Genomic DNA, 13,310 nt, shown 5'->3' with positions numbered 1-13,310 from the left:
CGCGTTGCCCTCGCCGCCCCCGGCTGATGCCGGGGCATGGATCAACGCGTCAGAGCGCGGCGTCGACTTTCTTCGCCGCGTCCTCTGCGACCCAGGCATGCCAGACTTCCGGGTGCTCCTTGAGGAACAGCTTGGCCAGCTTGTCCGACGACAGCTTTTCCTTGGCCATCCGTGCCAGGCTCTGGTTCAGCAGGTCGATCGGCAGGTTGACCTTCTCCAGGACGGCGACCAGCTCCGGGGCTTCCTCGTGGAAGGCCTTGGACAGGCCGACCTGAATGGTCACGTCCTTGTTCACCCCGGCCTTTTCCTCCAGCTTGACCAGATCGGTCTGGCCCATCAGCGGCGTCGGCGACCAGTAGTAGAAAAGAATCGGTTCGCCACGGCGATAGCTCGACAGCACCGCAGCATCCAGTGCCGGCCCGGTACCCGGGCGGAAGTTGGTGAACTTGTCTTCCAGGCCGTAGCTTTTCAGCATCTGGCTGTTATCCAGCTCGCAGGTCCAACCCGCCGGGCAATTATAGAAACGCCCTTTGCCCGGCTCCTCGGGGTCGCGGAACAGCTCGGCGTACTGGCCCAGGTCGGCCACGCCCTTGAGCTGTGGGGCTTTGGCTTGCAGTCCGCGCTGGCTATCACCCTCGATCACATAACGCGGCACATACCAGCCTTCGGTGGCACCGACGATGGGCGCTCCCACACCGACCACCTTGCCGGCCTTGGCGGCCTTGTCCCAGGCGTCACTGCGGCCAATCCATTCCTCGGCGAACACCTGGATGTCGTTGCTGCCCAGCGCCTGCTCCATGGTGATGGAGTTGCCCGGCAGGCTGTCGGTCTCGCAGCCGTAACCATGCTGGAGGATGAACTGCATGATGTCGGTCAGCAGCATGCCGCTTTCCCAATTGAGCCCGGCGAACTTCACCGGCTTGCCGGATTCGCACCAGCCCGCGGCCTGTGCCGACACGGTGCCGGTGAGCAGTCCGAGGGAGAGCAGAGCGGAGAGCAGAGTTTTCTTGTTGTGCATGTGAACCTCCGATATGGGTAGTGGCTGTTGTTAAAGCGCCATCAGCAGCTGGGTAGCAGACGCGCCGGCAGCAGTGGCGTTAGCACCCGCTCGGCGAGCAGGGCATCGGCCGCGGCAATGTCCGGGGCGAAAAAACGGTCCTCGATGTAGTACGGCACCTTGGCGCGCAGGGCGCTGCGTGCCTGTTCCAGGGTCGGCGAGCTGTGCAGGCCCTCGCGGAAATCCAGGCCCTGGCAGGCGCCCAGCCATTCCACGGCGAGCACGCCACGGGTGTTGGCAGCCATCTCCCACAGGCGCTTGCCGGCGTTTGGCGCCATCGACACGTGGTCTTCCTGGTTGGCCGAGGTGGGCAGGCTGTCGACGCTGTGCGGGTGGGCCAGCGCCTTGTTGTCGCTGGCCAGGGCCGCGGCGGTGACCTGGGCGATCATGAAGCCGGAGTTGACCCCGCCATTGGCCACCAGGAACGGCGGCAGCTGCGACATGTGCTTGTCCATCATCAGCGAGATGCGCCGCTCGGACAGCGAGCCGATCTCGGCGATGGCCAGGGCGATATTGTCGGCGGCCATGGCCACCGGCTCGGCGTGGAAGTTGCCCCCGGAGATCACCTCGCCTTCGGCGGCGAACACCAGCGGGTTGTCCGACACCGCGTTGGCTTCTACCGCCAGCACCTCGGCAGCCTGACGCAGCTGGGTCAGGCAGGCGCCCATCACTTGCGGCTGGCAGCGCAGGGAGTAGGGATCCTGCACCTTGTCGCAGGCGGCGTGGGAGCGGCCGATCTCGCTGCTGGCACCGAGCAGATGACGGTAGGCGGCGGCCGCGTCGATCTGTCCGCGCTGACCACGGGCGGCATGGATGCGCGCATCGAAGGGGGCCCGCGAGCCGAGCATGGCCTCGACGCTGAGGGCGCCGCAGACGGTGGCGGCGGCGTACAGGTCTTCGGCCTCGAACAGCCCGCGCAGGGCATAGGCGGTGGACACCTGGGTGCCGTTGAGCAGGGCTAGGCCTTCCTTAGCAGCCAGGGTCATGGGTTGCAGGCCGGCCACGGCCAGCGCCTCGCTGGCCGGCAGCCATTGACCTTTATAGCGGGCCTGGCTTTCGCCCAGCAGCACCAGCGACATGTGCGCCAGCGGCGCCAGGTCGCCGGAGGCACCGACCGAGCCCTTCAGCGGGATATGCGGATAGACCTCGGCGTTGACCAGGGCGATCAGCGCCTCGATCACCGGGCGGCGGATGCCGGAGAAACCGCGCGCCAGGCTGTTGATCTTGAGCAGCAGGATCAGCCGCACCATGGCGTCGTCCAGCGCCTCGCCGATACCGGCGGCGTGGGACAGCACCAGCGAGCGCTGCAGCTTCTCCAGATCCTCGGTGGCGATGCGGGTCTGCGCCAGCAGGCCGAAGCCGGTGTTGATGCCGTAGGCGGTGCGGCCTTCGGCGATGATCTTCTCGACACAGGCGACGCTGGCGTCGATGGCCGGGTAGGCCGCGACGTCCAGGGTCAGGCGCACGGGGGCCTGGTAGGCGGCGCGCAGGTCGGCCAGGGTCAGCTGGCCGGGTTGCAGAGTCAGGGCGTTCATGGGGGCGCGGTCCTTAACCGATCATCGGCAGTTTAAGGCCCTGCTCGCGGGCGCAGTCGATGGCGATCTGGTAGCCGGCGTCGGCATGACGCATCACCCCGGTGCCCGGGTCGTTGGTCAGCACACGGGCGATGCGCGCGGCCGCTTCATCGGTGCCGTCACACACGATCACCACGCCGGAATGCTGGGAGAAACCCATGCCGACGCCGCCGCCATGGTGCAGCGAGACCCAGGTGGCGCCGCTGGCGGTGTTGAGCAGTGCGTTGAGCAGCGGCCAGTCGGACACGGCGTCGGAGCCGTCGGCCATGGCTTCGGTCTCGCGGTTGGGGCTGGACACCGAGCCGGAGTCCAGGTGGTCGCGGCCGATCACTACCGGTGCGGACAGCTCGCCGGAGCGAACCATCTCGTTGAACGCCAGGCCGAGCTTGGCCCGCAGGCCCAGGCCGACCCAGCAGATGCGCGCCGGCAGGCCCTGGAAGCTGATGCGCTCGCGAGCCATGTCCAGCCAGCGGTGCAGATGGGCGTCGTCGGGGATCAGTTCCTTGACCTTGGCGTCGGTCTTGTAGATGTCTTCCGGGTTGCCGGACAGCGCCGCCCAGCGGAACGGGCCGATGCCGCGGCAGAACAGCGGGCGGATATAGGCCGGGACGAAGCCGGGGAAATCGAAGGCATTGCTCACGCCTTCTTCCTTGGCCATCTGGCGGATATTGTTGCCGTAGTCGAAGGTCGGCACGCCCAGCTTCTGGAAGTCGAGCATGGCCTGCACATGCACGGCCATCGACTGCTTGGCGGCCTTGACCACCGCGGCCGGGTCGGTCTTGCCGCGGTCCTTGTACTGCTCCCAGCTCCAGCCGATCGGCAGGTAGCCGTTGAGCGGGTCGTGGGCGCTGGTCTGGTCGGTGACCATGTCCGGACGCACGCCACGGCGCACCAGTTCCGGCAGGATCTCGGCGGCGTTACCCAGCAGGGCGATGGAGATGGCCTTGCCTTCGGCGGTGTACTTGGCGATGCGCGCCAGGGCGTCGTCGAGATCCTTGGCCTGTTCATCGACGTAGCGGCTGCGCAGGCGGAAGTCGATGCTGCTCTGCTGGCACTCGATGTTCAGCGAGCAGGCGCCGGCCAGGGTGGCGGCCAGCGGCTGAGCGCCGCCCATACCGCCCAGGCCCGCCGTCAACACCCAGCGGCCGGTGAGGTTGCCGTTGTAGTGCTGGCGGCCGGCCTCGACGAAGGTCTCGTAGGTGCCCTGGACGATGCCCTGGCTGCCGATGTAGATCCACGAACCGGCGGTCATCTGGCCGTACATGGCCAGGCCCTTGGCATCCAGCTCGTTGAAGTGTTCCCAGTTGGCCCAGTGCGGCACCAGGTTGGAGTTGGCGATCAGCACACGCGGCGCATTGCTGTGGGTCTTGAACACGCCGACCGGCTTGCCAGACTGCACCAGCAGGGTCTCGTCGTCGTTCAGTTCCTTGAGGGTCGCGACAATCTTGTCGTAGCACTCCCAGTTGCGTGCGGCGCGGCCGATACCGCCGTACACCACCAGTTCCTTCGGGTTCTCAGCCACTTCCGGGTCGAGGTTGTTCATCAGCATGCGCAGCGGCGCTTCGGTCAGCCAGCTCTTGGCGGTCAGCTGGTTGCCACGCGGGGCACGGATTTCGATATCGCGGAACTTGGTCATGGGGGCTCCTGGTTCTTGTTGGGGCTTAGAGGGTCAGCAGGTGGATCAGGCGCGCCGCCACTTTGGCGGTGCGGTTGTCGATGTCGTGGTTCGGGTTGATCTCGGCGAGGTCGGCCAGGCGCAGCTTGCCGCTGCCCTTGATCCGCTCCAGCAGCGGTTCGAGCAGGGCCAGCGGTACGCCACGGGCCGCCGGGGCGCTGACCCCGGGGGCCTCGCAGGCGGGCAGCACATCGATGTCGATGGTCAGGTAGAGGGCATCGCAGCCGGCGACGAAGGTGTCCAGCTCGGCGCCGATCGCCTCCAGGGTCGACTCGCGAATCTCGCGGTCCTCGCGTACCAGCACCTCCAGTTCGGCGGCGCGGGTGAACAGCGCGCGGGTATTGCTGGCGCGGCTGACGCCCAGGCAGGCGTAGCGGAACGGCCAGCCGCGGGCGGCGCACTGCTCGGCGATCTGCGCGAAGGGGGTGCCGGAGGAATGCACATGGGCCGGGTCGCGCAGGTCGAAGTGGGCGTCGAAATTGACGATGCCGATGCGTGGAGCCGGATGGCCGGACAGATGCTCGGCCAGGCCGGACCAGCTGCCGAAGGCCACCTCGTGGCCGCCACCGATCACCAGCGGCAGGTGGCCGGCATCCATCAGCGCGCAGACGCTGTGGCCAAGGCGCGCCTGGGCGGCTTCCAGATCGCCATCGCTGCAGGTCACGTCGCCGGCATCGAAGGCCGGTGCCTGGCGGTGCCAGGCCAGGTTGGCCAGGGCCCGGCGCACACTGTGCGGGGCATTGGCCGCACCGACACGACCATGGTTGCGCCGTACCCCCTCGTCACAGGCAAAACCGAGCAGGGCCACGCCCGGCTGGCTGTCGGCGGCGAGCGGCTGGATGCGCTGGTGCCAGCGGGCGCTGTCCGGCTCGGGGTCGACGCGGCCGCTCCAGGCGTCCATGGAAAAACGATCAACGTTCATGGCTGACAGCTCCATTGAAAATGCGCTGGCGCAGGCGCCCGGCCTGCACCGCGTAGGCCAGTTCGGCCGGGTGCTGGATATCCCACAGGCACAGGTCGGCGCTGGCACCGACGACAATGCGCCCCAGGCCCGGCAAGCCGAGGGCGTTGGCAGCGTGGGCGGTCATGCCGGCCAGGGCCTCGCGCGGGGTGAGGCGGAACAGGGTGCAGGCCAGGTTGGCCAGCAGGCTGGGCATGCAGATTGGCGAGGTGCCGGGGTTGGCGTCGCTGGCCAGCGCCATCGGTACGCCGTACTGGCGCAGCAGGTCGATGGGCGGCAGCTGGGTCTCGCGCAGGCAGTGGAAAGCGCCGGGCAGCAGCACGGCTACGGTGCCGGCGGCGGCCATGGCCTGTACGCCGGCCTCGTCGAGGTATTCGATATGGTCGGCGGACAACGCACCGTAGCGCGCCGCCAGGGCACTGCCGCCGAGGTTGGAGAGTTGCTCGGCATGCGCCTTGAGCGCCAGGCCGTGGCGTTGCGCGGCCTGGAACACCAGCTCGCACTGCGCCGGGCTGAAGGCAATGCCTTCGCAGAACACGTCCACCGCATCAGCCAGGCCTGCGGCCGCAGCCGCCGGGATCATCTCCTCGCAGACCAGGCGGATGTAATCGTCGGCGCGGCCGGCGTATTCCGGTGGCAGGGCATGGGCGCCGAGCAGAGTGGTCATTACCCGCACCGGGCGCAGCTCGCCCAGCTGGCGGGCCACGCGCAGCATCTTCAGTTCGTCGGCGAGGGTCAGGCCATAGCCGGACTTGATCTCGACCGTGGTCACGCCATCGGCCAGCAGCGCGTCCAGGCGCGGCAGGCTGGCGGCGATCAGCTGTTCCTCGCTGGCGGCGCGGGTGGCGCGCACGGTGCTGAGGATGCCGCCGCCGGCCTTGGCGATCTCGGCGTAGCTGGCGCCTTCCAGGCGTTGCTCGAATTCATCGGCACGGTTGCCGGCGTACACCAGGTGGGTGTGGCAGTCGATCAGGCCGGGAGTCATCACCCCGCCGCGGCCGGACTCGACGGCACCAGCCGCCAGGCGCTCGTCGAACTCGCCCCGGGGCCACAGGCCGGCCACCTGCGCGCCTGCGACCAGCACGGTCATAGGCACAGGCAGTACATGCAGGCCATCAAACAGAGTGACGTCACGCCAGAGCCGGCGCGACTGAGGAGACAGGGACATGGAAGTGCTCTCTCGCTTCAATGTATATACATTTAAAGGGAAAGCTTTACCACGTCAAGCCATGGCATCGCGCCAGCATTCTCGAAGCATGCCCGCCAACCTAGACAGAATCGTGCGCAGGCCGCAGAGTTGCTAGGCGCTCAAGGATTGATCATTATGTATATACATTTAGCCAGGAGACGAACGGCATGCACATTCAGCGACTCGACCGCCACCTGGCGCGGCAGATGCCCTGGAAGAATGGCGGCGGCACCACCTGCGAACTGGCGATCGCCCCGGCAGGCGCCGACCTGGAGGACTTCGCCTGGCGCATCAGCTGCGCACGGGTCGCCAGCAGCGGGCCGTTCTCGCGCTTCGCCGGCGTCGAGCGCAGCCTGGCCCTGCTCGATGGCGCAGGCCTCGACCTGCAGCTGAACGGCCAGCCGCGAACGCTGCGCCCTGGCGACCCACCGCTGGTGTTCGCCGGCGAGGACGAGGTCAGCGCCGAGCTGGTGGACGGCCCGATCAGCGACTTCAACCTGATGACCCGGCGCAGCGCCTGGCGCCATGAACTGCAGGCCCTGCAGCTGGACGGCACACAGATACTGCCCCACGCCGCCGATATCCTGCTGATCTACTGCCAGGCCGGCCCGCTCGTCGTGCAACTGCCGGGCGCAGCCGCCTACAGCCTCGACGAAGGCCAGGGCCTGCTGCTGGAGCAGCCTCTCGCCGAACCGACGCTGAGCACCACCACGGGCGCCCTTCTTTATATAGGTCGCCTGTATCGCCAGCCCTGAAACGACAAACCCCGCCAAAGGGCGGGGTTTGTCAGACAACGCTGCGCTTACTGGGGCTGAGCCACCATGGTCGACTCACCGGCGTTGCGATGCAGTTGCGGCAGCAGCGAACCGATCAGCATGCCGGCCAGGCTGAACAGCAGACCGGCCAGTTGCGGCGGCCAGAAGGCCTCGTCGGTCAGGGTGGCTTCCAGGTAGATCCAGGAAGTCAGACCGAAGGCGATGGCCACCAGGGCGCCCTGGGTGGTAGCGCGCTTCCAGAACAGACCGGCGAACAGCGGCACCACGGCGGCGACCAGGGTGACCTTGTAGGCGTTGCCGACCATCTCGTAGATGCTGGCGTCCGAGTACAGGGCGAAGGTCAGGGTGGCGGCAGCGCAGACCACGATGGTGATACGCATGGCCAGCAGGAACTGCTTGTCACTCATCACCGGCATGAAGCGCTTGAGCACGTTCTCGGTGAAGGTCACCGACGGTGCCAGCAGGGTGCCGGAGGCGGTGGACATGATCGCCGACAGCAGCGCACCGAAGAACATGATCTGGGCGAACAGCGGGGTACGCTCGAGGATCAGGTGCGGCAGGATCATCTGCGCGTCCTCGGCCAGCCAGCGTTTGACCATTTCCGGATCGATCATCGACGCGGCATAGGTCAGGAAGATCGGCAGCATGCAGAAGCACAGGTAGAACGCGGCACCGAACATCGAGGCGCGCGCAGCGATGTTCTCGGTCTTGGCCGACATCACCCGGGCATACACGTCCTGCTGCGGGATCGAACCGAGCATCATGGTTACCGCCGCGCCGATGAAGGCGACGATGTCCTTGGCCTCGAAGTTATGGATGAAGGTGAACTTGCCTTCGCTGGCCGCATGGCTGATCACCACGTCGGCACCGCCGGCCATGTCGCCGACCAGCCAGGTCAGGTAGACCAGGCCGCAGACGATGATCAGCATCTGGAAGAAGTCGGTCAGGGCTACCGACCACATGCCGCCAAACAGGGTGTACAGCAGGACGATGGCGGTACCCAGCAGCATGCCCTGGGTGGTGGTCACGGCGCCGTCGGAGATCACGTTGAACACCACGCCCAGCGCGGTCAGCTGCGCGGCGATCCAGCCCAGGTAGGAGACGATGATCACCAGACTGATGATCATCTCGACGTTCGGACCGAAGCGCTTCTTGAAGTAGTCGCCGATGGTCAGCAGATTCATCCGGTACAGCGGACGGGCAATCACCAGGCCGACCAGCATCAGGCAGCCGAAGGAGCCGAACGGGTCTTCGATGATCCCGGCAAAACCGTCCTCGATGAAGCTGGCCGGAATGCCCAGTACCGCCTCGGAGCCGAACCAGGTGGCAAACACCATGGCCGCGACGATCGGGAAGCCCATGCTACGACCGCCGGCGGCGAAGTCGCGGGAGTTTTTCACCCGAGTGGCAGCGTAGAAGCCGATGCCCACGGTAACCAGCAAGTAGAGCGCAACGAACCAGATCAGCATTTTTCCCCGTCCATATACATCAGTCCGCTTGGTTCGACGTGGTGCACGGCAGGCGACCAGGCGGACAACAGGTGGTGTTTTGTTATTGACCTCGGGCTATCGCAGGCGGAACTCGACCCAGCCCTGCGAAGCGGGGGCGCAGTGTGGCAAAAGCGTAAAATATGTCAAACGAAATTGGCCGTTTTCCTGCGACAACCCGACGACACGCCCTGTTACATCCACCAACTCACTGAAAATAGTGGCTTTTACAGCGCGCACCAGAACCAGGCAGTTCTATATTTTTGACACCCACTTTTCTGTCGGCCGCGGCTGACAGGCGCCGGCCCAGGCAGTATCGTCGCCACACCCCCCTGCAGCGGCCCGGCCATGGATATCAAGCAGCTCAAGTTCCTCGTCGCCCTCGACGAAACCCGCCACTTCGGCCAGGCCGCCGCCCGCTGCCACGTGACCCAGCCAACCCTGTCCATGCGCCTGCGCAACCTGGAGGAGGAGCTGGGCCTGGAGCTGGTGCAGCGCGGCCAGCGCTTCGAAGGCTTCACCGAGGCCGGCCAGCGCGTGCTGGGCTGGGCGCGCAGCCTGCTGGCCGCCGAGGACGGCCTGTACGCCGAGGCAGCTGCCTGCCGCGGGCAGCTGGTCGGCACCCTGCGCGTGGGCGTGGTGCCGCTGGGCGGCTTCGACCCGATGCGCCTGGTCAGCCGCTTCGCCAGCGCCCATCCGGAGCTGCGCTTTCGCCTGTTCGCCCTGAGCAGCGAGCAGATCCTCGAACGCCTCGGGCGCAACCAGCTGGATCTGGGCATCTCCTACCTGGAGCGCCTGGATCGCAGCCAGTTCGCCAGCCTGGAGCTGGCCGACACGCGCATGGGCCTGCTGCACGACCGCCGCCACTTCAGCTTCGCCAGCCCGAGCCTGAGCTGGGAGGCCGTGGCCGGCCTGCCGCTGGGCCTGCTGTCGAGCGGCATGCACTTTCGCCAGTCGATCGACCACGCCCTGCGCAGCCGCGGCCTGACCCCGCAACCACGCCTGGAAAGCGACGCCGTGCACCAGTTGCTGCTGGCCGCCAGTGCCGGCCTGTGCTGCGCGGTGATGCCGCTGGACAGCGGCCTGGACGGTTTCAGCGAACATCTGCAGCTGACCCCCATCGAGGACGCCCACACCCTCGCCCCGCTGGGCCTGATCCGCCACCACGGCACGCCCGGCTCGGCCCTGGCCGAGGCCTGCTTCGTCGAGGCAGAGCGCCTGCTGAGCGAGCTGCGCACCGCCGGCTGAACAGCGCATTCGCCAGAGCGCCAGCGCTCGACCGCGGACATCATAGATTGGCTCGATCAATCTATCGGCAACAGCGATTAGACGCCCCTACGCCACAGGCCTAGGCTGAGCCAATTGCTCCCGGGAGGCCCGCATCATGCCTGCAAGCGCCATCACTCATAGCCGCATCAGCGCCGTCGCCGCCGGCTATGCCTACGCCGAACTGGGCAGCCCGAGCAGCTGCGCGCAAGCCGCTCTGGCTGCGGAGTGCGCCCTGGCGATCAGCTACAACGGGCTGAGCCATGCGGTGATGATGGTCAGCCCCGGCGATCTGGAAGACTTCGTCCGCGGCTTCAGCCTGAGTGCCGGCCTGGTCGAATCCATCGACGATATCTATGACATCCAGTTGAAAGGCCTCGGCGAAGCCCGCCAGGCCGAGGTGCGCATCAGCAGCCGCGCCTTCTGGGCCCTCAAGCGCCAGCGCCGCCAGCTGGCCGGGGCCAGCGGTTGTGGCCTGTGCGGCGTGGAGGCGCTGGAGCAGGCCCTGCCGCAGCTCACCCCACTGCCGCCCACCCCGCTGCCGCCCGCCGCCCACCTGCAGCAGCTGCGCCCGCGCATTGCCGAGGCCCAGCTGCAGGCGCGCAGCAGCGGCGCCCTGCACGCCGCGCTGTTTGTCGATGAGCAGGGCAGCATCCGCCTGTGCCGCGAAGACATCGGCCGCCACAACGCCCTCGACAAGCTGATCGGTGCCCTGCAGGACGAAGGCCTGGATGGCCGCGCCGGCTTCGCCGTGGTCACCAGCCGCTGCAGCCTGGAGCTGCTGCACAAGGCGGTACGCGCCGGCATCGGCAGCCTGGTCAGCCTGTCCGCGCCGACCGCGCTGACCGTGGACTGGGCCCGCCACCACCACCTCAACCTGATCCACCTGCCCCACCAGCACGCGCCACGGGTCTACAGCCCGGCACCGTGCAGCGAGGAGTCCCGAGCATGAGCGCCCAGCCCCGTTACCAGCCCTACTCCGGCCCGGCCGCCGGCTGGGGCGCGCTGCGCAGCGTGACCCAGCACTGGCTGGACAGTAAGCAACCGATCAAGAACCTGCGCGCCCTGCTCAAGACCAACCAGGACGACGGCTTCGACTGCCCCGGCTGCGCCTGGGGCGACTCGCCCGACAGCCACCTGGTGAAGTTCTGCGAGAACGGCGCCAAGGCGGTCAACTGGGAAGCCACCAAGCGCGGCATCGGCCGCGCCTTCTTCGCCCGCTACAGCGTCGCCCAGCTGCGCGAACAGAGCGACTACTGGCTGGAGCACCAGGGCCGGCTGATCGAACCGCTGCGCTACGACGCGGCCAGCGACCGCTACCTGCCGATCGACTGGGACAGCGCCTTCGCCCTGATCGCCAGCGAGCTGCAGCGCCTGGCCAGCCCGCATGAGGCCGAGTTCTACACCTCCGGGCGGGCCAGCAACGAAGCAGCCTTCCTCTATCAGCTGATGGTGCGCGCCTACGGCACCAACAACTTCCCCGACTGCTCGAACATGTGCCACGAGGCCAGCGGCGTGGCCCTCGGCCAGAGCGTCGGGGTCGGCAAGGGCACGGTGACCTTCGCCGACTTCGAGCATGCCGACGCCATCCTGGTGTTTGGCCAGAACCCCGGCACCAACCACCCGCGCATGCTCGAACCGCTGCGCGAGGCGGTGCAGCGCGGCGCCAGCGTGGTCTGCTTCAACCCGCTCAAGGAGCGCGGCCTGGAGCGCTTCCAGCACCCGCAACACCCACTGGAAATGCTCGGCAACGGCTCGCAACCGACCAGCAGCGCCTACTTCCGCCCGCACCTGGGCGGCGACATGGCCGTGGTGCGCGGCATGGCCAAGTACCTGCTGCAATGGGAGCGCGAACGGCCGGGCAGCGTGTTCGACCAGCGCTTTATCGATGAACACACCGCCGGCCTGAGCGACTGGCTGGCGGCCGTGGAGGCCAGCGACTGGGCGCAGATCGAGACCCAGTCGGGCCTGGCCCGCAGCGAGATCGAGCAGGCTGCGCGCCTGTATGTCCGCGCCGAGCGGGTAATCGCCTGCTGGGCCATGGGCATAACCCAGCACCGTCATTCGGTGGCGACCATCCAGGAAATCGCCAACCTCATGCTGCTGCGCGGCAATATCGGCAAGCCCGGCGCCGGCCTGTGCCCGGTACGTGGCCACAGCAACGTGCAGGGCGACCGCACCATGGGCATCAACGAGCGCCCACCGGCGTTCTTCCTCGACGCCCTGCAGCGCCGCTTCGACTTCCCGGTGCCGCGCGCCCAGGGGCACAACACGGTGGAAGCGATCAACGCCATGCTGGAGGGCCGCAGCAAGGTATTCATCGGTCTCGGCGGCAACTTCGCCCAGGCCACTCCGGACAGCCCGCGCACCCACGCCGCCCTGCAGCAATGCGCGCTGACCGTGCAGATCAGCACCAAGCTCAACCGCAGCCACCTGATGCACGGCAAGCAGGCGCTGATCCTGCCGTGCCTGGGGCGTACCGACCTCGACCTGCAGGCCGGCGGCCCGCAGGCGGTGACGGTGGAGGACTCGTTCAGCATGGTGCACGCCTCCAAGGGCCAACTGGCACCGCTGTCGCGGGAGATGCGCTCGGAGCCGGCGATCATCGCCGGCATCGCCAACGCCCTGCTCGGTACCCGCCCGGTGGACTGGCTGCACCTGGCCGAGGACTACGCGCGCATCCGCGAGCTGATCGCCGACTGCATTCCCGGCTTCGCCGACTTCAACGCCCGCCTCGCCCAGCCCGGCGGCTTCTACCTGGGCAATGCCGCCGCCAGCCGGCGCTGGAACACCGAGGGCGGCAAGGCACGCTTCCTGGCTCACCCGCTGCCCGAGCACCTGCTCCCCGCCGAAGTGCGCAGCCAGGCCGAAGCACCGCACCTGGTGCTGCAGACCCTGCGCTCCCACGACCAGTACAACACCACCCTGTACGGCCTCGACGACCGTTACCGCGGCGTGCGCGGCATGCGCGAAGTGCTGTTCGTCAACCCGCAGGACATCCAGCGCCTGGGTTTCGTCCCCGGACAGAAGGTCGATGTGCTGTCCCTGTGGGACGACGGCATCGAGCGCAAGGTGCACGGCTTTACCCTGCTGGCCTACGACACTCCGGCCGGGCAGGCCGCCGCCTACTATCCTGAAACCAACCCGCTGGTGCCGCTGGACAGCTACGGGGTTGGCAGCCACACCCCCACCTCGAAGTTCATCGCCATTCGCCTGCAGGCGGCTGCGACCGAACAGCGCATCCTCTGAATCGCGCCAGGCCCCGGCGGGCCTGGGCGCAGCGCGTTTGCGGAAACAGTCGGTTACGTCCTGAGAGGCGAACGAC

10 protein-coding genes are annotated in these 13,310 nt (G+C 67.5%); 4 read left to right on the top strand and 6 right to left on the bottom strand.

The window, feature by feature from the left end:
• Window positions 1-49: 49 nt before the first annotated feature.
• From A9179_RS03590 to hutI, 5 genes are read right to left on the bottom strand one after another with little or no spacing between them, the layout of a single operon-like run.
• Complete coding sequence (locus tag A9179_RS03590) at window positions 50-1,018, bottom strand: ABC transporter substrate-binding protein (RefSeq protein WP_187804491.1); 969 nt, start codon at window positions 1,016-1,018, stop codon at window positions 50-52.
• Window positions 1,019-1,059: 41 nt separating this feature from the next.
• Window positions 1,060-2,592, bottom strand: coding sequence for a histidine ammonia-lyase (hutH, locus tag A9179_RS03585; protein WP_187804490.1), 1,533 nt, complete (start codon window positions 2,590-2,592; stop codon window positions 1,060-1,062).
• A 13-nt stretch (window positions 2,593-2,605) separates the two neighbouring features.
• Window positions 2,606-4,267, bottom strand: coding sequence for a urocanate hydratase (gene hutU, locus A9179_RS03580; protein WP_187804489.1), 1,662 nt, complete (start codon window positions 4,265-4,267; stop codon window positions 2,606-2,608).
• A gap of 25 nt (window positions 4,268-4,292) precedes the next feature.
• Window positions 4,293-5,228 (bottom strand): formimidoylglutamase, encoded by a 936-nt coding sequence (hutG, locus tag A9179_RS03575; RefSeq protein WP_187804488.1) that lies wholly within the window; start codon window positions 5,226-5,228, stop codon window positions 4,293-4,295.
• Complete coding sequence (hutI, locus tag A9179_RS03570; protein WP_187804487.1) at window positions 5,218-6,435, bottom strand: imidazolonepropionase; 1,218 nt, start codon at window positions 6,433-6,435, stop codon at window positions 5,218-5,220. The genes hutG and hutI overlap by 11 nt, the downstream gene beginning before the upstream one ends.
• A gap of 188 nt (window positions 6,436-6,623) precedes the next feature.
• On the opposite strand from hutI, the gene A9179_RS03565 reads away from it, so the two are divergent.
• Window positions 6,624-7,211, top strand: a complete 588-nt coding sequence (locus tag A9179_RS03565; RefSeq protein WP_187804486.1) for a HutD/Ves family protein — start codon at window positions 6,624-6,626, stop codon at window positions 7,209-7,211.
• A 47-nt stretch (window positions 7,212-7,258) separates the two neighbouring features.
• Here A9179_RS03565 and A9179_RS03560 read toward each other — a convergent pair whose 3' ends face one another.
• Window positions 7,259-8,701, bottom strand: coding sequence for a high affinity choline transporter 1 (locus tag A9179_RS03560; protein ID WP_187804485.1), 1,443 nt, complete (start codon window positions 8,699-8,701; stop codon window positions 7,259-7,261).
• 366 nt (window positions 8,702-9,067) lie between these two features.
• Here A9179_RS03560 and A9179_RS03555 point away from each other — a divergent pair, with 366 nt between their 5' ends.
• The 3 genes from A9179_RS03555 to A9179_RS03545 all read left to right on the top strand — a co-directional run bounded on the left by A9179_RS03555 (window position 9,068) and on the right by A9179_RS03545 (window position 13,234).
• Window positions 9,068-9,967, top strand: coding sequence for a LysR family transcriptional regulator (locus A9179_RS03555; RefSeq protein ID WP_187804484.1), 900 nt, complete (start codon window positions 9,068-9,070; stop codon window positions 9,965-9,967).
• A gap of 136 nt (window positions 9,968-10,103) precedes the next feature.
• Window positions 10,104-10,937 (top strand): formate dehydrogenase accessory sulfurtransferase FdhD, encoded by an 834-nt coding sequence (gene fdhD, locus A9179_RS03550; RefSeq protein ID WP_187804483.1) that lies wholly within the window; start codon window positions 10,104-10,106, stop codon window positions 10,935-10,937.
• Complete coding sequence (locus tag A9179_RS03545) at window positions 10,934-13,234, top strand: FdhF/YdeP family oxidoreductase (protein WP_187804482.1); 2,301 nt, start codon at window positions 10,934-10,936, stop codon at window positions 13,232-13,234. The genes fdhD and A9179_RS03545 overlap by 4 nt, the downstream gene beginning before the upstream one ends.
• Window positions 13,235-13,310 lie beyond the last annotated feature (76 nt).

The organism is Pseudomonas alcaligenes (assembly GCF_014490745.1).
Classification (GTDB): domain Bacteria; phylum Pseudomonadota; class Gammaproteobacteria; order Pseudomonadales; family Pseudomonadaceae; genus Aquipseudomonas; species Aquipseudomonas alcaligenes_C.
This window is presented reverse-complemented; position numbering and strand designations above follow the sequence as displayed.

Coding starts and splice junctions, on each gene's coding strand:
- hutU (WP_187804489.1), bottom strand. CDS start 4,267: ATGACCAAGTTCCGCGATATCGAAATCCGTGCCCCGCGTGGCAACCAG.
- hutI (WP_187804487.1), bottom strand. CDS start 6,435: ATGTCCCTGTCTCCTCAGTCGCGCCGGCTCTGGCGTGACGTCACTCTG.
- A9179_RS03565 (WP_187804486.1), top strand. CDS start 6,624: ATGCACATTCAGCGACTCGACCGCCACCTGGCGCGGCAGATGCCCTGG.
- A9179_RS03545 (WP_187804482.1), top strand. CDS start 10,934: ATGAGCGCCCAGCCCCGTTACCAGCCCTACTCCGGCCCGGCCGCCGGC.
- A9179_RS03555 (WP_187804484.1), top strand. CDS start 9,068: ATGGATATCAAGCAGCTCAAGTTCCTCGTCGCCCTCGACGAAACCCGC.
- fdhD (WP_187804483.1), top strand. CDS start 10,104: ATGCCTGCAAGCGCCATCACTCATAGCCGCATCAGCGCCGTCGCCGCC.
- hutH (WP_187804490.1), bottom strand. CDS start 2,592: ATGAACGCCCTGACTCTGCAACCCGGCCAGCTGACCCTGGCCGACCTG.
- hutG (WP_187804488.1), bottom strand. CDS start 5,228: ATGAACGTTGATCGTTTTTCCATGGACGCCTGGAGCGGCCGCGTCGAC.
- A9179_RS03560 (WP_187804485.1), bottom strand. CDS start 8,701: ATGCTGATCTGGTTCGTTGCGCTCTACTTGCTGGTTACCGTGGGCATC.
- A9179_RS03590 (WP_187804491.1), bottom strand. CDS start 1,018: ATGCACAACAAGAAAACTCTGCTCTCCGCTCTGCTCTCCCTCGGACTG.